Annotated in this window: 22 protein-coding genes, 1 other RNA gene, 1 pseudogene and 1 riboswitch; of the genes and pseudogenes, 11 read left to right on the top strand and 13 right to left on the bottom strand. The window is 62.3% G+C overall.

The window, feature by feature from the left end; all coding sequences use genetic code 11:
• Positions 1 to 41 precede the first annotated feature (41 nt).
• The gene (locus V7R84_RS04100) at positions 42 to 572 is read left to right on the top strand and encodes a general stress protein (RefSeq protein WP_338572308.1); all 531 of its coding nucleotides are present in this window, start codon (positions 42 to 44) and stop codon (positions 570 to 572) included.
• Between the two features lie 14 nt (positions 573 to 586).
• A complete protein-coding gene (locus V7R84_RS04095) occupies positions 587 to 1408 on the top strand; it encodes an alpha/beta fold hydrolase (protein WP_338572306.1) in 822 nt (273 codons plus the stop codon).
• Positions 1409 to 1473: 65 nt separating this feature from the next.
• Here the strand turns inward: V7R84_RS04095 and V7R84_RS04090 are convergent, their stop codons facing one another.
• Positions 1474 to 2931, bottom strand: coding sequence for an aminopeptidase P family protein (locus V7R84_RS04090; RefSeq protein WP_338572304.1), 1458 nt, complete (start codon positions 2929 to 2931; stop codon positions 1474 to 1476).
• A gap of 57 nt (positions 2932 to 2988) precedes the next feature.
• Between V7R84_RS04090 and V7R84_RS04085 the strand changes: the two genes are divergently transcribed.
• The 3 genes from V7R84_RS04085 to rnpB all read left to right on the top strand — a co-directional run bounded on the left by V7R84_RS04085 (position 2989) and on the right by rnpB (position 5574).
• The gene (locus V7R84_RS04085; protein WP_338572301.1) at positions 2989 to 3729 is read left to right on the top strand and encodes a C4-type zinc ribbon domain-containing protein; all 741 of its coding nucleotides are present in this window, start codon (positions 2989 to 2991) and stop codon (positions 3727 to 3729) included.
• Positions 3729 to 5171, top strand: a complete 1443-nt coding sequence (locus V7R84_RS04080; protein ID WP_338572299.1) for an RNB domain-containing ribonuclease — start codon at positions 3729 to 3731, stop codon at positions 5169 to 5171. The genes V7R84_RS04085 and V7R84_RS04080 overlap by 1 nt, the downstream gene beginning before the upstream one ends.
• 32 nt (positions 5172 to 5203) lie before the next feature.
• An RNA gene (gene rnpB, locus V7R84_RS04075) (RNase P RNA component class A) lies at positions 5204 to 5574 on the top strand.
• Between the two features lie 104 nt (positions 5575 to 5678).
• Here the strand turns inward: rnpB and V7R84_RS04070 are convergent.
• Positions 5679 to 5867 carry a hypothetical protein gene (locus V7R84_RS04070; RefSeq protein ID WP_338572297.1) on the bottom strand — a complete coding sequence of 63 codons (189 nt, stop codon included), beginning with the start codon at positions 5865 to 5867 and terminating at the stop codon, positions 5679 to 5681.
• 128 nt (positions 5868 to 5995) lie between these two features.
• Entirely contained in the window at positions 5996 to 6403 is a 408-nt protein-coding gene (locus V7R84_RS04065; RefSeq protein WP_338572296.1) for a hypothetical protein, read from the bottom strand.
• Positions 6404 to 7044: 641 nt separating this feature from the next.
• Here V7R84_RS04065 and V7R84_RS04060 point away from each other — a divergent pair.
• Positions 7045 to 7548, top strand: a complete 504-nt coding sequence (locus V7R84_RS04060) for a hypothetical protein (RefSeq protein ID WP_338572294.1) — start codon at positions 7045 to 7047, stop codon at positions 7546 to 7548.
• 836 nt (positions 7549 to 8384) lie between these two features.
• On the opposite strand, the gene map is transcribed toward V7R84_RS04060, so the two are convergent.
• From map to V7R84_RS04045, 3 genes are read right to left on the bottom strand one after another with little or no spacing between them, the layout of a single operon-like run.
• Entirely contained in the window at positions 8385 to 9239 is an 855-nt protein-coding gene (map, locus tag V7R84_RS04055) for a type I methionyl aminopeptidase (protein ID WP_338572291.1), read from the bottom strand.
• Between the two features lie 55 nt (positions 9240 to 9294).
• A complete protein-coding gene (locus V7R84_RS04050; RefSeq protein WP_338572289.1) occupies positions 9295 to 10332 on the bottom strand; it encodes a DUF2510 domain-containing protein in 1038 nt (345 codons plus the stop codon).
• Between the two features lie 53 nt (positions 10333 to 10385).
• Positions 10386 to 10922 (bottom strand): hypothetical protein, encoded by a 537-nt coding sequence (locus V7R84_RS04045; RefSeq protein WP_338573939.1) that lies wholly within the window; start codon positions 10920 to 10922, stop codon positions 10386 to 10388.
• 46 nt (positions 10923 to 10968) lie between these two features.
• On the opposite strand from V7R84_RS04045, the gene V7R84_RS04040 reads away from it, so the two are divergent.
• Positions 10969 to 11172, top strand: coding sequence for a hypothetical protein (locus V7R84_RS04040; RefSeq protein WP_338573937.1), 204 nt, complete (start codon positions 10969 to 10971; stop codon positions 11170 to 11172).
• An 86-nt stretch (positions 11173 to 11258) separates the two neighbouring features.
• Here the strand turns inward: V7R84_RS04040 and V7R84_RS04035 are convergent.
• Both V7R84_RS04035 and V7R84_RS04030 read right to left on the bottom strand, forming a co-directional pair.
• Positions 11259 to 11357, bottom strand: a pseudogene (locus tag V7R84_RS04035) (DUF2510 domain-containing protein); the annotation flags it as partial.
• A gap of 72 nt (positions 11358 to 11429) precedes the next feature.
• Positions 11430 to 12278 carry a DUF2510 domain-containing protein gene (locus tag V7R84_RS04030; RefSeq protein ID WP_338572287.1) on the bottom strand — a complete coding sequence of 283 codons (849 nt, stop codon included), beginning with the start codon at positions 12276 to 12278 and terminating at the stop codon, positions 11430 to 11432.
• Between the two features lie 128 nt (positions 12279 to 12406).
• Here V7R84_RS04030 and V7R84_RS04025 point away from each other — a divergent pair, with 128 nt between their 5' ends.
• The gene (locus V7R84_RS04025; protein ID WP_338573817.1) at positions 12407 to 13699 is read left to right on the top strand and encodes a glutamine synthetase family protein; all 1293 of its coding nucleotides are present in this window, start codon (positions 12407 to 12409) and stop codon (positions 13697 to 13699) included.
• Here the strand turns inward: V7R84_RS04025 and V7R84_RS04020 are convergent.
• Entirely contained in the window at positions 13686 to 14162 is a 477-nt protein-coding gene (locus V7R84_RS04020) for a sterol carrier family protein (RefSeq protein ID WP_338572286.1), read from the bottom strand. The genes V7R84_RS04025 and V7R84_RS04020 overlap by 14 nt on opposite strands.
• Positions 14163 to 14212: 50 nt before the next feature.
• Between V7R84_RS04020 and V7R84_RS04015 the strand changes: the two genes are divergently transcribed.
• The 3 genes from V7R84_RS04015 (at position 14213) to V7R84_RS04005 (ending at position 19208) form a co-directional block, all read left to right on the top strand.
• The gene (locus V7R84_RS04015; RefSeq protein ID WP_338572285.1) at positions 14213 to 17134 is read left to right on the top strand and encodes a bifunctional [glutamine synthetase] adenylyltransferase/[glutamine synthetase]-adenylyl-L-tyrosine phosphorylase; all 2922 of its coding nucleotides are present in this window, start codon (positions 14213 to 14215) and stop codon (positions 17132 to 17134) included.
• Between the two features lie 35 nt (positions 17135 to 17169).
• Positions 17170 to 17313: riboswitch (FMN riboswitch) on the top strand.
• 66 nt (positions 17314 to 17379) lie between these two features.
• The gene (locus tag V7R84_RS04010) at positions 17380 to 18219 is read left to right on the top strand and encodes an ABC transporter permease (protein ID WP_338572283.1); all 840 of its coding nucleotides are present in this window, start codon (positions 17380 to 17382) and stop codon (positions 18217 to 18219) included.
• Complete coding sequence (locus V7R84_RS04005) at positions 18216 to 19208, top strand: ABC transporter substrate-binding protein (protein ID WP_338572282.1); 993 nt, start codon at positions 18216 to 18218, stop codon at positions 19206 to 19208. Before V7R84_RS04010 ends, V7R84_RS04005 begins: the two co-directional genes overlap by 4 nt.
• 166 nt (positions 19209 to 19374) lie before the next feature.
• Here the strand turns inward: V7R84_RS04005 and V7R84_RS04000 are convergent, their stop codons facing one another.
• From V7R84_RS04000 to V7R84_RS03985, 4 genes are all read right to left on the bottom strand, one after another.
• Positions 19375 to 19902, bottom strand: coding sequence for an ISAs1 family transposase (locus tag V7R84_RS04000; RefSeq protein WP_338572279.1), 528 nt, complete (start codon positions 19900 to 19902; stop codon positions 19375 to 19377).
• A 4-nt stretch (positions 19903 to 19906) separates the two neighbouring features.
• A complete protein-coding gene (locus V7R84_RS03995; protein WP_338572277.1) occupies positions 19907 to 20434 on the bottom strand; it encodes a transposase family protein in 528 nt (175 codons plus the stop codon).
• A 224-nt stretch (positions 20435 to 20658) separates the two neighbouring features.
• The gene (gene pfkB / locus V7R84_RS03990; RefSeq protein ID WP_338572276.1) at positions 20659 to 21588 is read right to left on the bottom strand and encodes a 1-phosphofructokinase; all 930 of its coding nucleotides are present in this window, start codon (positions 21586 to 21588) and stop codon (positions 20659 to 20661) included.
• Positions 21554 to 21871: a hypothetical protein gene (locus tag V7R84_RS03985; protein WP_338572274.1), complete on the bottom strand. Its 318-nt coding sequence runs from the start codon at positions 21869 to 21871 to the stop codon at positions 21554 to 21556. The genes pfkB and V7R84_RS03985 overlap by 35 nt, the downstream gene beginning before the upstream one ends.
• Between the last annotated feature and the right edge of the window lie 74 nt (positions 21872 to 21945).

Below are 21945 nucleotides of genomic sequence, written 5' to 3'. Positions count from 1 at the left end.
GCAACGTGTGAACGCTTGCCGGACACCGATCAGGAGCCAAGATGACCCCCGCTGTTCCGCCGCGACGATTCGTCCCCATCGTCTCCACCAACAGGTTGTTTGAGCTGGATTATCCTCAGCGTGTTGGGAGTTACCGCACCTACGAGGAGGCCCAGGCCGCGGTTGACTTCCTGTCGGATTCGAAATTTGCGGTGGCCAACCTGATGATCGTGGGAACCAACTTGAAATCGGTGGAACGGGTGACGGGACGACGCACGTGGGGTTCCGTCTTGGTCCAGGGCGCTGTCTCGGGACTCGGCACCGGGATCGTCGTGGGTTTGATGTTCTACCTGTTCATGCAAAGTGAGAGCGCGTTCCTGACCCTGCTCTTCGCCGGGCTCGGTCTCGGGGTCACTTTTGGGATGCTCTCCGCGGCCTTGGCGTATGGGCTGAGCGGGGGACGACGTGATTTTGACTCGATGCGGCAGGTAGTTGCCACCGGGTATGAGGTGCTGTGTGAACATAAGGTCGCGGGCCAGGCGCGTGAGTTGCTCGCCACGTGGCCCGGTGGCAAGGCCACCAGGATCGACTGAGTAGGGTTCTGTGCATGGAATTGACCTGGGATCTGTACAACCCCACCAGCCGCGCCGACCGTCTCCTCGTGGTTGCCCCCAGCCTCGGCGGGAATTGTTCACATCAGTGGGCGAAGGTGGCGGAGCTGCTGACCAATGATGCCCGAGTGGTGTTCGTCGACTATCCCGGACACGCGTTGAGCGAAGTGTGGGATGATGCGGACGAGCCGACCCTGGACGTCGTCGCCTCGGCCATCATGCACGTGATTCACGAAGTTCGAGAACGAATCGGTGAACTTCCCGTGATTTTCGCAGGGCTCTCCATCGGTGGGGCGACCGGCCTGCACCTGGCTCGTGACCATGCAGACGAACTGGCAGGTGTGGCAGTGCTGTGCTCGGCGGCCACCGTGGGGGAACCCGACAGGTGGTTCGAACGGGCTGAACAGGTGGAGGCCGCAGGTACGCAACAACTGCTGGAGGAAACCTCCAAACGTTGGTTCACCCCGACGTTCAAGGCAGCCAACCCTCGTGTCACGACCACCATCATGGAGGGCCTGGCTGCGGCTGACGATCATTCCTATGCTCAGCTCTGCCGTTGCCTGGCGCATCACGATGTGCGAGCCGACCTGGCAGACATTCGATGCCCGCTCCTCCTCATCGCAGGAGAGCGTGACAGCTCGACGCCGATCGTGGGTCAGGAACTGGTCGCAGAAACTGTGCCCGGGGCCCAGCTTTCCGTGATCCCCGAGGCGTCCCACCAGGTCACGGTGGCCGCTCCGGACACCACGGCGAATCTGCTGCGTGCATTCATGGAACGGGTGGCCCGCCAAACCAAGAAAGAGCTTCCGGATGACTGACGAGATTCAGATCCGAATGCGAGAAAAGCTCGCCTCGACGGGGTGACTCCCACCGAGGCGGGCACTCACTTCCTCAGTCGCGCCAGCCAGGCCTCCACATCCCTGCTCGCGCGGGGCAGTGAAGCCGACAAGTTCTCAGGATCTCCCTCAGTGACGAGGATGTCATCCTCGATGCGCACCCCGATGCCCCGGTACTCCTCGGGCACGAGAAGATCGGCCGACTTGAAGTAGAGACCTGGTTCCACCGTAATCACCATGCCCGGCAACAGCTCGGCGTCGCGGTACTTCTCCCGGCGGGCGGCGGCACAGTCGTGGACATCCAGACCCAGATGATGCGACGTGCCGTGCACCATCCAACGCCGGTGATATCCTCCGTCGTCGGCGAGGGTTTCCTCGACCGAGCAGGGCAGCACACCGATCTCCGCCAGGAACTCGGCGATCACTCGGATGGCAGCACGGTGCGGATCCAAGAAGCCGTTGCCCGCCCTGCAGGCCGCGATACCGGCCTCCTGGGCGGCCAAGACCGCCTCGTAGACACGGCGCTGCGCGTCGGTGTAGTGGCCGTTGACCGGCAGCGTGCGGGTCACGTCTGCCGTATACAGCGAATTGACCTCGACCCCGGCGTCCAGCAGCAACAGGTCGCCATTCAGGATGTCTCCGTCGTTGCGGATCCAGTGGAGAGTATTGGCGTGATCACCGCCCGCGGAGATGGTGTCGTAGCCGACGTTGTTTCCCAGGTGGCGAGCGTGCAGACCGAAGACTCCCTCCACCCAACGTTCACCGCGACCGCCTGCCACGGCGTCCGGAAGCTCGCGGGCCACCGCCTCGAAACCCACCCGGGTGGCATCGCAGGCACGGCGCAATTCATTGACCTCGAAATCGTCCTTGACCAGGCGCAGCTCGGAGAGTGTGCGGAACAACTCGGTGTCTGCTTCCTGGGCTTGGCCGCTACGCAGCTCGTCGATCATGGCGGTGATCTCCGGATCGCTCTCGCGCACCACACGCAGCCCGGCGATCCCGGAAAGGTCATCCCTCAGCTGGCGCAGATCCCTGCAGGGGAAACCGACTCGGGCGGCCATCTCCTCCAACGAGTCGCGCTGACCTACCCACATCTCTCCGTAACGGCTGGAGGCGTAGAACTCTTCATCCGTCCTGGGGCAGCGGGGACGGAAGTACAGACAGACATCGTCGGGGGAGACCACGGCGACCGCGTCGGGTTCCCGGTCCTCACCCAGCCCCGTCACCCAGGCGAAGGTGGAGTGGGGACGGAACCGATAGTCACAGTCGTTGGAGCGCACCTTGTACGGCCCGGCAGGGACCACGAGGGTTGCGCCGGGGAAGGCCTCACGCAGGGAGGTCCAGCGTGCGGGAGTCCAGTCGGCGGCTGCCAGCCGCTCGGGCGGTGTCTCTGAGTAGGGAGCCCAACCCGAGACGATGAACTTCTTGAAGGCCTCCGAGTAGGGGGACTTCCGGTTGTCTGTGCGATCTTTCGCCTCGTGGCTGTCTACCTGCTCTGTGCTCATGGGTCAAGAGTCTAGATCCCCGGTAGATTTGCGTTCCAGAACGTTGGGAGGAAACTCATGCTCGCAGACCCCGCTGACCAGCAGCGCCTGCTCACCCTTGCTGAACTTGACTCTGAGATCGGGCGTTTGCAGCACACCGCCAAGAAGCTGCCACAACACGCCCGCATCGCTGAATTGATGAGGAATCGGCAGGCCGTCACCGACGACCTGGTGGCCGTCACCACCCGCGTGGGGGATCTGGAGCTCTCTGTGCGCCGGGCGGAATCTGATCTGGTGCCGGTGAGAACCCGGTTGGACAGGGAAAACAAACGGGCTGAGGACGGATCCGTCACGGACCCGAAGGTGTTGCGCGGGCTCACGGAAGAGGTGGAGCGCATCAAGCGGCGGATAATTGAATTGGAGGATGCCGAACTCGATCTGATGGGGCAGCTCGAGGAGACCACAGCGGAACGTGATGAACTGGCCACTCGGAAGAAAGAGGTCGAGGAGATGTTGCGTGCCGAGGTTGCTGTTCGCGACGCCGAGGTCAGCAAATTGAGTACGGAGGCCAAAGCCGCCGCTGCCAGTCGGGCCTCTGAGGCCGAAAAGGTTCCTGCCCCGCTGCTCGCCCTCTACGAGAAAATCCGGACGCACAGGGGTCTTGGGGCAGCTCGACTGCATCGCGGTCGGTGCAGCGGGTGCCAGCTCGAACTCACCATCTCGGATCTCGACGTGTATCGCAAGGCCCCTCAGAACGAGGTACTCAGATGCGTCGAGTGCGATCGGATCCTTGTCCGGACTGCTGATTCGGGACTTTGATGCCACGGCGTGAACTCAAGGTCTCCCCGGAGATTCCCCACGCTGTTGTTGAAGGACTCGAGTTGCTTCGCAGCAGACTGGAGGTGCCGACCAGCTTCCCCGGTGACGTGCTCGCCGAGGCGGAGTATCTCCGGAAAGACCCTCCTGGTTTTCCGAGGCACTCCGACCGGACTGTAGTGGAGCTCGTCACCGTTGATCCCGCATCCTCGAAGGATCTGGATCAGGCCGTCCGGATCGAACGGAGAGGGGCAGGATATCGGGTCTACTATGCCATTGCGGATGTCACGGCATGGGCGAGACCGGGATCTTCCCTGGAGGCTGAGGCTAGGCGACGCGGAGAAACGTTGTACGCGCCCGGGGCCAAGGTGCCGTTGTATCCCGATTCCTTTTCGGAGGGAGTCGGATCGCTGCTGGCCGATGGCAGGCCTCGTCCGGCGGTGCTGTGGACCCACGACCTGGATGCCGACGGGGAGCCCATCGGGGTGGGAGTCGAATGGGCCTTGGTTCGCTCGTATGCGAAGCTCTCCTACGACGAGGTTCAGGCAGACCTGAATGCGGGCCGGGCGCATCCGAGCGTCGCACTGCTGCCCGTTGTCGGCGCGCTGCGGGAACGCCTCGAGGTTGAACGCGGGGGCGTTTCCCTCAACCTTCCCGGACAGGAGATCATCGCGGAGAACGGAACATGGCGGACGAGGTTTCGCTCCCCGCTACCGGTGGAAAGACACAACGCCCAGGTCTCGCTCCTGACCGGTATGGCTGCGGCCGAACTCATGGTGGGCGCAGCGGTCGGGATCCTGAGAACCCTGCCGGCCGCCGCTCCCGAGGCGGTCGATCGTCTCCGTCTCAGCGCTGAGGCTTTGGGGGTCGACTGGCCCGTCGCGCAGTCATACCCGGATTTCGTCCGGGGGCTGGAACCGGGGGAGCCCGCGGAGCTTGCGGTGCTCGCCCGCTGTGCCTCGCTGTTCCGGGGCGCCGGTTACCGAAGTTTCGATGGTTCACTGCCCGAAGATGACCTGGGACACGCTGCCCTGGCGGCCCATTACACCCATGTCACCGCACCCTTGCGGCGACTGGTGGATCGTTTTGCGTCTGAGATCTGCGTGAGCATCGGGCAGGGAGAACCGGTTCCCGGGTGGGCGCGCGAGCACCTCACTGGGTTGCCGGAGCTGATGGCTGCCAGTAACCGGCGAGCCCGAGCCTGGGAACACGCGGTGGTGGACCTGGCAGAGGCACTGGTTCTCCAGACACGGGTGGGTGAGGTCTTCGATGCGGTCCTCATCGATGTCAATCCGAGGTCCGGGATGGGAACCTTCCAGATCGCCGATCCGGCGGTGGAGGCGAAACTGCCCGCGGATGGACGTGAACCTGGCCGGGCGGTTCGAGTGCGACTGGACGAGGTGGAACTCAGCGAGGGCAGGACGGTGTTCTCCCATGCCGTTTGAGGCCGTTGGGGAAGCTAGACTTGCTGCCCGGACGAGTCGGCCGGGTGATCGCGGCCCGGGAAACCGGGCTGAGGAAAGTCCGGACTCCGCAGAGCAGGGTGGTGGGTAACACCCACCCGGGGCGACCCGCGGGACAGTGCCACAGAGAACAGACCGCCCGGCCCAACGGCCGGGTAAGGGTGAAACGGTGGTGTAAGAGACCACCAGTGCGCCGGGTGACCGGCGCAGCTCGGTAAACCCCACCCGGAGCAAGACCAAGAAGGCCAGTCCGCTGGCCGCGGAAACCGTCCGAGCGCTGCTCGCGCGAGGTTTCCGGGTAGGTTGCAGGAGCCCGCCGGCAACGGCGGGCCTCAGATGGATGGTCACCGTCAGACAAAATCCGGCTTACAGGCCGGCTCGTCCCCGAAAGGCTCGGCGAAGAGCCTTGTCGGGTCTTGCTGAGGACTTGCAAGGGTACAAGTCAGTGGATTGCGGTGCGTCTAGTGAGAGGTCTGTCCGGTGATCCTGTTACGGCCTGTTCCGGTGCGTACTTGAGGTCTCCGCGATCTGTTCCCGAGGCAGCCCGGCATCCTTTGCCGCCTGGACGGCATCGGCGCGGGCAGCCGCAGCAGCTGTCATGGTTTCGTGGGTGGAACGAGCCTGCTCGCTCGCCTTTCTGACGGCGGCCAGCAGTTCGCGGGTTTCGACTTCGGACACGTTCATGACTTCCGCGGGTGCAGCCAGCAGCAGGGTGGGAGACTGTCTGCATGGCGGAATGGATTTCGGCGATTTGCGCGGCCCTCTCCCTGCTTGGCGCTGGCATTGCTTGGTACAGGTCGAACCTGTCAGTAAAGGCGAAACAGCAAGCCGAGGAAGCCCGCAAGAAGGCCGAGGAGCAGGCGCAGCTGGCAAAACGACAGGTCGAAGCCGCCGAAGAACAGGCCGACGCCGCGAAAGAGCAAGCCGCCGAGCTGTCCCAGCAGGTCGCAGAACTTCGAGAGATGCGGACGCTCTTTCAAGGGCCACCATTGGAGATGCTCCTCATCGGCGAAAACAGGTGGCACTTGGCCAACAAACGCGACGAGCGCGTCGTGATCGAGGAGATCGTCAACGCGGACGATTTCATAAGGCTCCGTTTCGACGCCCCGGAACACACCTTGGAACTCGCCCCGCATGAAGCGATCGAGGTGGTGTGTGTGGGAGCTTTGGGCAAGCCCATCCCAGCAACGCTGATATTGCGTGTCAACTCTCATCCCGATCCTCTTCACGTGCGAATTCCGAGGGCGTGAACGTTTGGAGTGCGAAATGCGCGCTCGCGACAGCTTCAGCGGTGACGATCAAGGCGAAGAGCCAAGCCCATGTCAGGCTGATGGCGTACCTTTAGAGATCTCCAGCGCGACACAGGGCGGTGAGGTTTTTGGCGGTGTGTCAATCACTTCCGCGGCCCGGGCGGCGGATCCGGGTCCGAGGCCGGTCACAGCAGACGCCCCACGTTTCTTGTCATAGCCGAAGTAGGCATGGCGAAGCGGTGCTCATAGTGCTCTGTAGCTCCTCGGCGTAGCCAGCGGTCGGCGCTGGATCCACTACACCCACAAATACCTCAGCCAGGAAGTATTTTGACCTGATCGGCGCTTCGGGATGCAGTAAGCAACTCTGCTGCCAAAGTGGCCTGATCTCGGCGTTGATCACCGAACCGTCCCGTGACGTAGGGCCCTTGACACGGCTGGAAATCTGGAGCTCCGGTCAAGTGATCCCTGACATCTAATCGGAATTACTCATCTAAGTTGTTTGCCATAAATCATCGGCGTGTCGTGACGCGCGGTCATAAGTATGGGTTTTGTCGACCAATAGGATGACATGATAGTCATCTTTGTATATTTTCTTGGAGGATGTCATGACCGCGCCCGCAGCGCCCCAACCCGCCTCTTTCCAGATGGCGCCGACCCCAAAGATCCGCGGCGCATGGTGGAAGAGCCGCTGGTTCATCGGTGCCGCATGTCTCGTCGTGGGAGTCGCCATGGGACAGGCCGGACGCAAGGGCGGTGAAGCGACAACTGCGACACCAACTGCAACATCCACCGTCACTGCAACCGTTACTGAGCAGGCGTCCGCTACCGCTCCTGCGCCTACCGCAACGGAGACTGTCGTGACCACTGTCACCGCAGCGCCTCCCGCCCCGGCTACCGCATTCGAGGACGGCATGTTCGAAGTGGGGAAGGATGTCCAACCGGGCACCTACCAAGCGAGCGGCAACCTCTGCTATTGGGCGCGGCTCAGCAATGCCAGTGGTGAACTCGACGGCATCATTGCCAACGGCAACGGGCCGACCATCGTCACGATCAAAGCGAGTGACAAGTATTTTCAATCGCAGAGCTGTGGCGGTTGGACGGCAAAGTAATTTATAGGAGGGGTATACGTCGTGTCGTTCGTTCTTCTTGCCGCTGTGGCTGCTCTTTCGGTCTGTGATGGTGCTGAATCACCCGCCGCCAGCAGCAGGCATGCCTCGACCTGCTAAGCCGTCAAAACCAAATAATTCGGGCATTTCGTAGAGGGCAGCTGTTCTTCATGTTCGTGGGCGAATTGCGCATTGATGAACCGCGCGGGAGCGAGGAAAGTCGTACGTTTGGGAGCGAGGCCGTGCATGTTGAGCGTGATCTGTTCCCGTACTGGCCAGCTACATGGAAGAAGGCGGCCCGCTGGCTGTTTCCCCTCGCTGCTTTGGCGGTTCTCACTGAATCCAGGCTCCTCTGTGCCTCGGGAACGAGGGCGAAACCGGGGTTGGTCCCGGAGGGCAAGGCCGACTTGTCCTCGAACTGCAGAGCTATGGGGACATAAGGTTTGCAGAGCCGCCTTCTTCGCCCCGTCACCCTGATCGCTGGCCTTGGAAAGAGCATAACCTTGTTGCCACCCCCATACCCTCGCCCAGCCTTTCGAGTCGCTTGGATTCGATGCGAGGGATTGCAGAAGGTGTCGCAGGAATCCCGGCAGATGATGCAGGCGTCGGGAGAGGCATCGAGCGTTAGGGGCGCTCAGGTCTGTGGCGTGATTCTGCTGACCGTTATGGCAATCAGTGCGGGCAAGCGCAGAGAGGGAATACGGCACCAGGATATCTTCCTGGCTCAAAGGTGTCCCATCTGTGCTTCTGATCGCGACCGGGATTCTGCTGGGAGTACTTCAACTCGTACACACCCTCCAGAGAGGCCCAGACGACTGATGCGGCAGACGACCGGATGGTCAGCTGCGGGGAACCGTGATGATCTCGGCGCCAGTCTCGGTCACCACCAGGGTCTGCTCGAACTGGGCGCAGCGGGAGCCGTCGAGGGTGACGACAGTCCAGTCGTCCCTCCAGACCTCGGATTCAGGGGAACCCAGGGTCAGCATCGGCTCGATGGTGAAAGTCATCCCAGGACGGATCCTGGTGGAATAGCGGGGCTCGTCGTAGTGAAGAATCACTAGCCCCGAGTGAAAGGCCGTGTGAACGCCATGCCCGGTGTACTCGCGCACTACGCCGTAACCGAAGCGTTTCGCGTAGGACTCGATGACGCGCCCGATCACCGAAGTAGACCGTCCTGGTTTGACCGCTTTGATGGCGCGGTTCATGGCTTCTTGGGTGCGTTGTGTGAGAAGTCGTGATTCCTCGTCCACGTCGCCGCAGAGGAAGGTGTGACAATTGTCGCCGTGAACCCCGTTCTTGTAGGCGGTCACGTCGATCTTCACGATGTCGCCGTCCTCAAGGGGCCGCAAATCTGGAATGCCGTGGCAGATCACCTCGTTTACCGATGTGCAGCAGGATTTCGGAAAACCCCGATAACCAAGGGTGGACGGATAGGCGCCGTGATCCAGAATGTAGGTGTGGACTATGCGATCCAGCTCATCGGTGCTGACCCCGGGACGCACCGCCTTGCCCGCCTCGTGCATTGCCTCGCAGGCGATGGCCCCGGCCTCCCGCATCGCCTCGATGATCTCCGGGGGCTGGACATCGTCACCCTCGTAGCGTTTCGGGGCTCGTTTTCCGACGTATGGAGGCCGGGCGATCGCTGCCGGAACTTCCAGGCGGGGGGTGATCTGGTGGGGGGTTACTCGACTCACGCGGCCACAGTATAGTGACGCGATCTGCGGAGTCTCGCCACCCGTGAGCGAACGGTCAGGAGGGAAGCCTCATGTCCTTGAATGCAGTCCAGATCGCGTCATAATCTTCTGGATGCTGTTCCAGCGTGTAGTCCGTCACATCAATCAATGCCATGTGCATGACTCCGTCGCGCAGGCATGTGAACACTGAGATCTGCTCGAAATTCATGTTGGGGGTGCCTTGTAAGGAAAATTTGGCGGTCAGCCATACTGCATTGATTTCGGGCCTGTATTGGATGTCGATGATTTCAGCGGGAGAGGTGTTGTACTCAGGGTTCTTTCCTGCTACGCAACCAACGACACGCTGTGCTGAAGGAAGCACATCTTGGAATCCGTCACTCTCACTCAGAGTTCCAACCGTTGCTGTGGCGAATATCTCGTCGCCGTTTGACACGATTCCAGGGTAGTTCTTCGCGGCCGTATTTGCTTGATGAATAAACTTCTCGCTCAGGTTATTTTGGGGATTGACTTTGAGTCCGGTGATCTCTGGAATGCTGAGGCCAGCGCCGGATGTGATACGCCCATCAGATCCGAGATCTCCAGCGGAGTCCTCAGCCGTCGTAGTCTCGGGGCAATCGGGGATGACGGCTATGAAGCCACCTGCCCGAAGACCCAAAGGATTCTGGGCGCTGACCAGATCCTTCTCGATCTCATCCGATCCGCGGGGGCGTCCATCTCCCAGCGCTGTTGGGGGTGCGGAGGGAGCGGGGGAAGTTGAGTCAGCCACCGACGAGGGGGCCGGGTCAATCGGTGCTGCATTCCCGGCTGCCGATGAAGTTGCCTGCCCAGTGGCTGGAGACGTTGGTTCCGGAGCGGAACTGCTCTGGTTGACGTTCGTCGACAACCACCAACCGCTTCCGACCAGCAGACAGAGTGCTAACGCCAAGACGCCCCATAACACCGCGTTGTTCTGCCTCCTATGTGGCGATGGGACTAAGACGGGACGCTCCGCGGCGTCCTCCTCTGCCTTTACTTGCTCTGTCCACTCGGTGCCGTTCCAGAAACGTTCTTGGGAATCGTCCTGTGGATCTGGGTACCAACCTGGTTCTGACATGGTCATCATCCTATGAGCTGGGGCAGTCACCATCCCGGGACGGCGAGGTGTGTTTACGAGTTCAGGCTGAGTTCGGCCAGCGCGGTGTTGACGGCCGCCAGGGTTGCGGAATCGTCCTGGGGAACGAGCGAGAGGACCACCTGCTTGCGCGACTTCTCTGGATAGATCGCCACAGCAAGTGTGTCGCCCGCGCCATTTTCGACCGGCACGTGAACCTGGAGCACGACGGTGCCGTCATCCCGGTTTTCCGTGATCCGGGTCACCTCGGCAGCGGGTTTGTTGTTGTAGAAGGTTGGGCTGGCTATCACGCATTGAACGACCCGCACGGCGCTGCTTGTGGCGCTGTCGAAGCCATCCTCCTTCTTGAGGACGCCGACGGTGACGACGGCCTGTCCGTCGCGACCCGGATAGCTCTTCGTCATCGAATTCGATTGGTGGATGAAACCGTAGTTGACCGGTGACGGGGAGAAGCCCTGTACTGCTGGATAGCTGAGCCCTCCTGGCGACGTGATGCGCCCCTCGGTCAGCTCCCCTTGGGCGTCGTTGGCAGTTGTCGGACAGTTGTTCTCCCCGCGCAACACATCGCCCACCTTAATTCCCGCGCCAGAACTTCTCGATGCCTCAGGGGCTGTCGGAGTGCCGGCGGAGGCCCCCGAGGTCGTGCTCTGTGAGGCGGGAGAGTTGGGCTGGTTTGCTGGCTGTGGTCTGTTCAACAGCAGCAGCAAACTGCCTCCAATAAGCAAGGTGATGACCATGCCCACAGCCATCCACAACACGATGTGCCGGGAGTTTCTGGGCGATGAGGATGTGGCGGTCGGCTGGAGTTGGCCCTTCGGGTAACCGGATGTTTCAGAGTACGTCTGCGGTTGTGTCGGGTAACCCGGTTGAGGTTCGGGCGGTGTGGCCGATGAGGTTGCTGGCGTGGCTGGCGGGTTCTGCACGTGTACGGTCCAACGGACGCCGTCCCAGTAACGTTTGCGGTGCGGATTCTGTGGGTCTGGATACCAACCGGGGGGAGCAGCCATGGGGTCCATGGTAGAGGGCGCGTTGGAGACTGCTGGGTAAACGTATGAAAGAAGTTTCGCCGCCAGACTCTCTCAGGAGCGGCTCAGGGAATCCAGGCTTTTCTTGACCATCTCCTTTCGGGCAGAGTCGCCGATGGGCGCCTGGGTGTGGAACAGGGTGACAGTGTTAGCTGCTCCCTGGTCGAGGATGACCACCACCGCCTCGTCGCCGAGCACTTCGTAATAGCCGGGTTCGTTCCAGAAGTTTGCTCTGATCATCCATCCCTCCACTCCGTCGGTGGTGCGGAAGGACTTGTCCTCTAGGATCTCTACCCGCTCTAGGTGGCGGTAATAGTAGGAGGTTGATAGGCAACTGGTCAGTTGCTTGGCCGCGGTCCTGGTGTCGGCGCTGTAGTCCGTCTTTGACAATTGTCCGATCGCGGTCACGGCCACCCAGGTACCTGTCACATGGTCGTCCTGGCCGGAGCGTTCCGAGGCGAAGTCGATGTAGCTTGCCTGACTGACCCTCCAGCCGGGAACTCCCTGGTACCTGATGCCCCCGGAGTAGAACCAGTTGTTCTGCGGGGTTGGAGAGGAGGAGGTCCGGACTATCGGGCAGGCGGTGGGGCGGCCCTGGCCATCGGAGGGTTGGGGGGAGGTCGGGGACTCGGAAGGTACGGTCTCATCCCACTGACGACCGGTTGGGCGGGACGAGTTGTTGTCCGTGGGGGCGCTCCAGGGGTTGCTCTTCCAGGGTTGCCAGAGGATCACGGAAACCACAATCAGCAGCGTGAGTGCACCCACACCGAAAATCCAGGCATTGCTCCGGGCAGCGGAACGGCTGTCGGTCTTTTCCCTGAAGGAATCTTCCCAGTTCTCGCCGTTCCAGTAGCGGGGGGTGTCGGAACCATCGGGATCGGGGTACCAGCCGGGCGTTGCCATGAAACCCATTATGGGGGTTCGTTTGAACATGACCTTTCGGGGTTTCCGGCCGGGTTCAGCGCCTGAAGCGAGGAAGGCTGCGGCACACTAGTGCCATGGACAGGCAGACAGAGTTCGTGCTGCGCTCGATGGAGGAACGGGGCATTCGTTTTGTACGCCTCTGGTTCACCGATGTGCTGGGATCGCTGAAGTCGGTGGCCATCGCACCCGCTGAGGTTGAAGGAGCAATAGCAGAGGGAGTTGGGTTTGATGGTTCGGCCATTGAGGGGTTCGCTCGAGTCTACGAATCAGACATGGTTGTTCGCCCGGACCCGTCAACTTTCCAGGTGCTGCCGTGGCGGCAGACGGATCGTGGCACAGCCCGGATGTTGTGCGACATCCAGCTGCCGGATGGATCCCCGAGCTTCGCCGATCCTCGGCACGTGTTGAAACGTGCCTTGAAGAAGGCTGCTGACCTGGGGTTCACCTTCTACATCCATCCGGAGATCGAGTTCTTCCTGCTCGGCCAACTCAACCCGCCGGTTCCCCTCGACGACGGTGGCTACTTCGATCACACCACCCTCGGCGACGGAACCGATTTCAGACGCGACGCCATCACAATGTTGGAGCAGATGGGCATCTCCGTAGAGTTCAGCCATCATGAGGGGTCGCCGGGGCAGCACGAGATTGATCTTCGCTACGCGGATGCCCTGACCATGGCGGACAACATCATGACCTTCCGAGTGGTGATCCGGGAGGTGGCCGTCTCCCAGGGTATCCACGCGACATTCATGCCGAAACCATTCTCGGAGCATGCAGGGTCCGGTATGCACACCCACATGTCACTGTTCGAGGGGGACACCAACATCTTCCACGACGGCGCCGACGAGTACCGGTTGTCCAAGACGGCCCGGCAGTTCGTCGCAGGGCTGCTGAGGCACGCCCCGGAAATCACCGCCGTGACCAACCAGTGGGTCAACTCCTACAAACGTCTCATGGGAGGTTCGGAGGCGCCCACCTGCGCCTGCTGGGGTCGGGCCAACCGGTCCGCGCTGATCCGGGTGCCGCAGTTCTCGCCGGGCAAGGCGAGTTCGGCCCGTATCGAGTACCGTGCTCCGGACCCGGCCTGCAATCCCTACCTGGCCTTCGCGCTCATGCTGAACGCCGGGTTGGCGGGGATCGAGAACGAATACCCGTTGCTGGAGGAGACCGAGGACGCCGTGTGGCGGTTGACCGAGAAGGAACGCCGGTCGTTGGGAGTCAAGTCCCTGCCACGCAGCCTCGACGAGGCGCTGCGGGTGATGGAGGGCTCAGAACTCGCTGCAGAGACTCTCGGGGAGCACGTCTTCGACTACTTCATGCGGAACAAACGCGCCGAGTTCGAGGCCTATCGCAGGCAGGTCACCCCGTGGGAGGTGGAGAGGCACATCAAGGTGCTGTGATCGGGAATATTGCGGCCACTCGCTCTGCTTGGGAGCCGGAGACTTTCACCTCGGCCTCTGCCCAGCAGAGTCGCCCCGTGGCCAGGCCCAGGAGGGTTGAAGGTTCCATCTCCACCACGTTCGGAGGCGTTCCCCGGGTGTGTTTCGGGCCATCGCCGAAACCAACTTGAACCGCGGTCCAGGGAGGAACCCGAACCTCGATCGAGGCACCTGGATGAAGTTCGCTCAGCCTCGCGCAGAAAGCGCGACAGCAGGCCGCCATCAAAATGCGTCCCAAGGCCAGGCCGTGTCTGCCCGCAGAATCTGCCGCCTTCAACAAAACCCCTGTCAGATCCGGGGCGCGTCGATTCAACTCGCCGTCAAGGGCGAGGCCCAGGGCGGTGGCTTCGGTGGGGTCCACAGCGGCTAGGCACTCGCGGAGATCCCGCAACTCTGCGATGGTCTTCTCGTCGGCGCTGAACATGCGGCAATCCTAGACAGAGCCTGCGTGGTGAGGGCAGTTAGGGTGGAAATGTGAACAGGGTTAGTACCACGGTGGGGGAGTTCGCGAGACGTGGCTTCGAGCATCCCGGAAATGCTGCAAGGACGTGGCAGGACTGGCGTGCACGGCTGGATTCCGAACCTCCGGTACCTCTTCACGTGTTCACCCGGGCTGCTGACAGGGACCAGGCTCTGGAATGCATGGTCGGTATCGGTGAACGAGCCCCCGCAGTGCTCGCGCGAATCGCGGTCACCCCGGAATGGTTGGACCGAGTGCTGCTCGTGCTCGGAGGATCCTCTGTGCTCGCGCGTTTTCTCGTGAAGAATCCTGGGGAGCTCGAAGCGCTCGCAACTGCTCCCGGGGCGCGGAGAGAAGGCTGGAGAGAATACATCCGGTCGCGGGCCATGGATGAATCCGGTCAGATCGACGCGGATCTGCTTCGCCGGGCGAATCATGCCGCTTTGGTGCAGGTCGCAGTCAGAGACCTAGCCAGCGAGGATCCTCTGTCCATAGTGGATGACATCGTGACCGAACTAAGTCACGTTGCGGACGCAGTTCTTGAATGTGCTCTTGAATGCGCGCGGGCTGAGGTCTCTGGCTCCTCCTCGGTGCGGATAGCAGTGGTCGCGATGGGAAAAGCAGGGGCAGAGGAACTCAACTACATCTCGGATGTCGATGTGATCTACATCGCGGAACCCGTCGAAGGCGGTGAACACGATGAGGCTATGAGGGCGGGAGCAAAAGTGTGCGCCGCAATGGCCCGGATCTGTTCGGCACATACATCGGAGGGCACCATCTGGCCGATAGATGCTGCCCTGCGGCCCGAAGGAAACGCTGGCCCCTTGGTGCGCAGCATCGCTTCCTGCGCTATCTACTACGGCAAGTGGGCGAAGAACTGGGAGTTCCAGGCCCTTCTGAAGGCGCGGCCTGCAGCCGGGGACCTGGATTTAGGACAGGCATTCTGCGACATGGTGTCTCCGCTTGTGTGGGAAGCGGCACAGCGCCCGGGATTTCTGCCGGATGTGCGGGCCATGAGGAACCGGGTTATCTCCCTGATCCCTGCCAAGGAAGCCGATAGGGAAATCAAACTCGGTGTCGGGGGGTTGAGGGACACCGAGTTCACCGTGCAACTTCTACAGCTCGTTCACGGACGGGGTGATGAGCGGGTACGTGCACGTGGAACCTTCGATGCGCTGCGTGCCCTGGTTGCTTTTGGCTATATCGGGCGCGATGACGGTGCCGACATGGCCCGGGCCTACCGGTTCCAGAGAGTTCTTGAGCATCGGGTTCAGCTCCGCAGAATGCATCGTACCCACCTGGTGCCGGAAGACGAATCGGGGTGGACTTATCTTGCCCGTGTCATCGGGAAAACCCCCGATGAGGTCAAGGACTTGTGGCGTGGCAGCACCCGTGCAGTTGAGAAACTTCAGCAACGCATCTTTTTCTCCCCCCTGCTTGACGCCGTGTCTGCCATCCCTACGGCAGAGCTACGACTTTCCACGGATGCAGCCCAGGAGCGCCTGCGAATACTCGGTTTCGAGGACGCCCGTTCGGCCCTGGGGCACATCCAGACACTGACAAACGGTTCCACGAGAGCGGTTGAGATTCAGCGGCAACTCATGCCAGCCATGCTGGGCTGGTTCGCCGAGGGGCCGAACCCCGATTATGGGCTGCTCGCCTTCAGGCAACTTTCCGAGGCGTTGGGCACCAGCTCCTGGTACCTACGGGCGCTTCGCGACGAGGGATGGATGGCTCAGCGGCTGGCTCACATCGCATCCTCCAGTCGCTACGTGGTCAATCTGCTGATGCGGGCACCCGAGATGGTGCAGATGCTCGCCCACAGCGAGAATTTGGAGCTTCGGCCACGGGATCTGCTCTCCAGATCCATGAGCCGGGATATCGAGCGGGCCTCGGACAAGGCTGCAGCAGTAGCATCGGTCCGGGCGCTACGTCGATCCGAGCTGTGCCGCATAGCCTTGGCCGACGTGCTGGGTGCGGCTGATGTCACCACAGTGGGTCTGGCGCTCAGCGATCTCGCAGGTGCCACGCTGGATGCAGCGTTGGAACTTGCCCGACGAGAAGTTGAGGCGCCTCCCATCGGGGTGATCGGCATGGGGCGTTGGGGGGGATGCGAGCTCGGCTACGCATCTGATGTTGACGCGATGTTCGTCCTCCCCGACGGTTCCGGGGTCGAAGAACAGGCGGCAGCGGCCCGGCTCGTTCGGCTGGCCTGCGATCTCGTCGGAAAACCCGGACCGGACCCGGCGATGGTGGTTGACGCCGATCTGCGTCCCGAGGGAAAGGGCGGGCCACTTGTGCGAACCGTGTCCTCCTACCTCAGTTACTACGCAAGGTGGTCCTCCGCCTGGGAGGCGCAGGCGCTGCTGCGAGCCCGCCCCGCGGCAGGGGAGCAGGAACTGGCCTCTGCGGTGCTTGAGGGGGTGGAGGGATTGCGGTACCCGGATGGAGGTCTTACCGCCGCGCAGGTTGCAGAGATTCGCCGGTTGAAATCGCGGATGGAAAACGAACGTATTCCCCGCGGCACGGACAAGGAACGTCACCTCAAACTTGGTTCTGGTGGCTTGTCGGATGTGGAGTGGACCATCCAGTTACTCCAGCTGCAGCATGCTGGTGCCCGGTCCGCCTTGCGCACACCTTCCACGCTCCAGGCCATTGACGCGGCGGAAGGGCTCGAGCTGCTGACCGCTGAACAGGCCGCCGACCTGCGGGAAGGATGGGTGCACGTCAGCCGGGTGCGCAACGCCATCATGCTGGTGCGCGGCCGGCCCGGCGATGCCCTACCCGTCGACTACCGTGAGCAGTCAGCTGTTGCCGAACTTGCAGGATACGATCCGGGCCAGCGTTCCAGGCTTGTCGATGACACGATCCGGGTCATGCGCCGCGCGTCGCGGGTGGTCAACCAGGTTTTCTGGGGTGAGCTACCGAAGGAGTGACCATGCAGCTCCCAAAAGGATGGGATAGGGTGTTCCCGACGCATCCGGGGTCGGTGAGAGTCCGAACCGGCGGTGACAGTCCGCGAACCTCGCGGCCCTCATTTCTCGAACAGGGCCAACAGGTTGATCCGGTGGAAATCCGGGACCGACAGTGAAAGTCTGGATGGGAGGAGCGCGTCGACGGTCCGCACCGGTGGGGTGCGGATGCTGTGCGTGCACCCCGGACCGAGGAAGGACCGGGGTTTTTGACCGAGCAGCAAGCACGACGGGGCCGGCTCGTCGCCCGGGCCGGGCTGTGGTCCGCCTATCCCGCCCGCACCCGACCGGTTTCACTCGTAGCGCGTCTCCTTCCTCCCCTCGTGGCCGTGCTGGTGGCGCTGCTCACCTGGTGGCTGCTCACCCAGGTCACCCCTGCGGTGTTGCTCCCGGATCCGGTGGCCGTGGTCTCTCGCGCCGCCCGCTGGGTGGGTTCCGGAATCGCTTGGCGCTACGTCGAACCAACTCTGGTGGCAGCGCTTCTCGGATCCGTCCTGTCCATCGCCATCGCCCTTCCACTGGGATATGCGATCGCCCACTCACGGCTGCTCGCGGCTGTCGCCGAGCCCTTCATAGCCTTTTCCCAGACGGTTCCACTCGTGGCAGTCGCACCTTTGCTGGTGCTGTGGATCGGGTACGGCACCATTCCAGTCGCCGTCCTCTGCTCGGTGATCGCGTTCTTCCCCATGGTCACCACCACCATCGTGGGATTGCGTGGCTTGGACATGCGAGTGATCGAGACCGCTTGGCTCGATGGGGCTGGAACCTGGCGGCGTCTCATCCATGTCGAGGCTCCAATGGCCGCTCCCGCGGTCCTGGCAGGGGTGCGTGGGGGAGTGGTGTTGTCCATGACCGGCGCGATCGTCGGTGAATTCGTCATGGGCGGACAGGGACTCGGAGTCCTGCTTACCCAGTCTCAGCAAGCAGTGGACACGGTCGGGGTTTTCACCGTACTGGTCCTACTGGCGATTATCGCGAGCGTTCTCGTGTCCGTTATGGGGCTGGCCGAGCGCATCGCCAACCGAAACCTACAAGGAGAACACGCATGAAACCGAATCGCCGTTTATTTCTCTTCGGTGCCGCCGCTCTGGGCGGAGCGGCCCTTGCCTCCTGCGGTGGGCCGGCAGCACAACAGGCCACCAGGAACGAGGCAGCCATCACGGTGGGACTCACCTACATTCCAAATGTCCAGTTCAGTCCTTTCTACGTCGCTGAATCCGAAGGGCTCTTCAAGGACTCCGGGATCAATCTGACGCTCAGGCACCACGGAACCCAGGAAGGTCTGTTCACTGCCTTGGCGGCGGGGGAGGAGCAGGTGGTGTTTGCATCCAGTGACGAAGCCATGGTGTCGGCCGCCGGCGGCATGCCTGAACTACGAACCTTCGCCACCTGCTACCGGCAATACCCAGGGGTGATCCTCGGTGCCGGTGACATCACGGATCTTTCTAGTCTTGCTGGGAAAACCCTGGGAGTGCAGGGGCGTTACGGAGCAGGCTGGTACACAACCCTCGATGCGCTGGACAGTGCAGGTCTCAGCGAGGAACAAGTGAGCATCACCGAAATCGGATGGACGCAGGTAGCAGCACTGACCACAGGTAAGACGGATGCTGTCGTGGGTTTCAGTAACAATGAGGCCGTCCAATTGGCAGCCGCAGGTTTCCCATTCAATCAGCTTGATGTGGTCGACAAGGAGAAACCGAACCTGGTCGGTCCCGGGCTGACAACTCGGGAGGGCGCTCTTCCTGTTGAGCAGCTCAAAGTGATCGCGCAGGCCGTTCTCGAGGCGGAGAACCGGATCCTGAGCAACCCTGAACTGGCTCTCAAAGCCACGGAGGCGCAGGTTCCCGCTCTCGCGGAGGAAGCCCAGCGGAAACAAGCAGAAGCGGTCCTCGAGGCCACCAGTAAATTCTGGTTGGGCTCGGACGGAAAGGCCTCGGTGAAGGTCGAGCGAGATGACTTCACTCGGATGGGTGAATTCCTTACCCGAGTTGGGATCATTGAGGCCATCCCCGAGAACACGGTCCTGGAAGTGGGCTGAAGAGTTCCCAGGCGAAGCAACGACGAAATCAGCCGGACCAGCGCCGCACATGAATCGCTATGAAACCAGGTTTTACGGCAGGGCCTCGGCAAAGTTTTTCATTCTTCGTGTTGGCTAGGGGATTTGTCGGGGTTGGGTGATGAGTTGGAGTGGTCGCAGAGGGTCTCTAGAGGTGGTGTCTGAGGGCTGTGGCGATGCTGACAGCTCCGGCCAGGCGATGGAGGCTGATCGCGGTGTTGCGTAGCGTGGCCATCACGGCGGGGCCGTGCCCGGTGTGGAGCTGGTGACGGTCCTCGTCGAAGGTCACATCCCTGACCCAGTGCAGCCGGTTCTCGATACCCCAATGGCTCTGGATGAGGTCAGCGAGGTCAGCGGGGCTGGTCTGGCGGGCATCGAGGGAGGTGATCAGGTAGACCACCTCCGTGGTCTTGCGGCCGTCGATGGTGCGAGTACGGCGCAACTGTGCGACCTGACGGGCACCCGGCCAGTCGATCCAGTCAGGGACCTGACAGACCTTGATCGTGCGCCTCACGCGCCGGCCATGACCAGTGGTCGTGCTGTGGTGGGCGGGGATGTTCTTCCAGGGCAAGGCCTTGAGCGCGGTCCGCAGGCAGGCCTGTATGCCTTTCACCGTCAGCACGTAGTCATGACCCTGCCCGGTAAGGGTGCAGGCAGTAGAGCGCTGGGTGTGCAACGCATCAGCGGTGACAACGATCTTGCTGCTTGACAGGGAATCCCTGCAGAACCGGCAGGGCGGCGATCTCGCCGGTCTTCGCGGGGAGCTGGTGTTGTCCGGCCACGATCCCGCCGCGGGTGACAGCGGCCAGCAGATGCGGCGCGGCCATGTCACGAGTTTTCGCTCCACGCAAGGTTTTACCGTCGACCGCCACCACCATGCGACCCTTCCATCGGGTGGCGTCACGGGCCAGCAGCCACGCCCCGACCATCGCGGATAGTTCGTCGGCGTCGAGGGCTTGGAGGATTCGGCGGATCGTGGATTCCGACGGTACTCGACGCCCCGGGCGCAGCAGCCCTGACGTGGCCAGGAGATCGCGGCCAACATCAGCGGCCCACTCGGCAATCGCGACCAGGCTGCTCGCACCGGCACACACCGCCGCTGTGGCGATGGCAAGAACCCCGGCCAGGTCGTGGCGGCGACCACGACGTCCCCGAGGGACAGCGATGGTGGCGAACACACCCAGCAGCGACTGGCCGCAGACAGGCATGGTGAGAGATGATGAGCACACGCATGGGGCCGCGTGATTTCTCGGTGATGACAAGGTATGTAGGAACCCTCATCATCCCAGAATCCGCAGGCTCCACGCCCCCATCACACCTAGTCACACCCCAGGCACCACGACTTTGCCGAAGCTCTGGGTTTTACGGCGATTCATGTGCGAGGGCCGTGGGTTTCGCATGCTGGGTCACTCATTGCCCTGATCGTCTTCGCTCAGTCGGCGAGTACGGTTTCCAGGTCTGGTTCATGAGTGCTCGTGACTGCCACGGTCGTGACGTCCGTGGGTCCCGGCACGGCGCTGCCGGGTAGAGCAACCGCGGCAGCCCCCCAGGCGACTCCCCGGCTCAGCGCGGTTGCTGGGTCGTTCCCTGATGTGAGGGCGCTGAGGACTCCCGCCAGCAGGCAGTCACCGGCACCCACAGTGGAACGTGGCTCGGTGACGGTTGCCTTGGCGTGGTGGATGACATTGGGGTCCACCCACAGGGCACCGTCGGAGCCCAGGCTCACCACGACCACTCCGACTCCGTTCGCTAACAGTTCGCGGGCGGCGTCGACTACAGCTCGCAGGGTGGGGAGTTCTCGACCGGTTAGCTCAGCGAGTTCCTCCCGGTTGGGTTTGATCAGCCAGGGTTTGGCCGTTACTGCGGCGGCCAGCGGGGCTCCGGATGTATCGACGGCAACCCTGCCGGGGTGGCCGGCGATTATTTCCGCCAGGAACGAGTCATGTGTACCGGGTGGCAGGCTTCCGCACAGCACCACGGGTCCGGCTGCCCTGCCCACAGCGTTTGCGAGTCGGTTCACCTCGTTGCGGGACAACTCAGGACCCGGTTCGTTCACCTTGGTGGTGGTCCCTGTGGGATCGACGATGGCCATGTTGGTCCGTGTGGTCCCTGCGATGGGGATGGCGTCGAAAGGAACCCCGGCGTTCTGCAGCAGGGAGGCCAGCAGCTCACCGTCCGGGCCGCCCAAGGGGAGTATGGCACGGGCGGGATGGCCGTTGCGGATCAGGGCGCGGGCCACATTCACCCCTTTGCCGCCTGGGTCGGTTCGGCTACTGGCGGCTCGGTTTACTTCGCCCGGCAGCAGGTTTTCCACAAGCATGGTGCGGTCAATGCTCGGGTTCGGTGTCAGGGTAGTGATCATGTGCGGGCCACCTCCAAGCCTGCGCTGTCGAATGCCTCGGTGGTTTCATCTTCGAGGCAGGAGTCGGGATGAGGAAAGAAACCTTCTTGAGGCCGGTGAAGCGCTGGAAATGGTTCAGATTCGCTTTGCCAGCGTCCGCCAGCAGGATGGTGCTCTGTCCGGCTAGTTTCGCTAAGACCGGGTGGGTGATGGGTTGTTTCTCACCCGCCTTGACCTCGAGGTGCTGCAGGATGCTTGGCTTGCGGTCGGTGGTGACGCCGCGTCGACGAATCTGAATGCGCACATCAGGTTCTGGTGCCCGTTCTTGAGGATCGTCACGTCGGTTTCACAGGGTGAGTAATTCTTTGCCCAGAACAG

The organism is Arachnia propionica (genome assembly GCF_037055325.1).
Classification (GTDB): domain Bacteria; phylum Actinomycetota; class Actinomycetes; order Propionibacteriales; family Propionibacteriaceae; genus Arachnia.
Note: the sequence above shows the minus strand (reverse complement) of the source record. Positions and strands in the feature narration are given on the sequence as shown.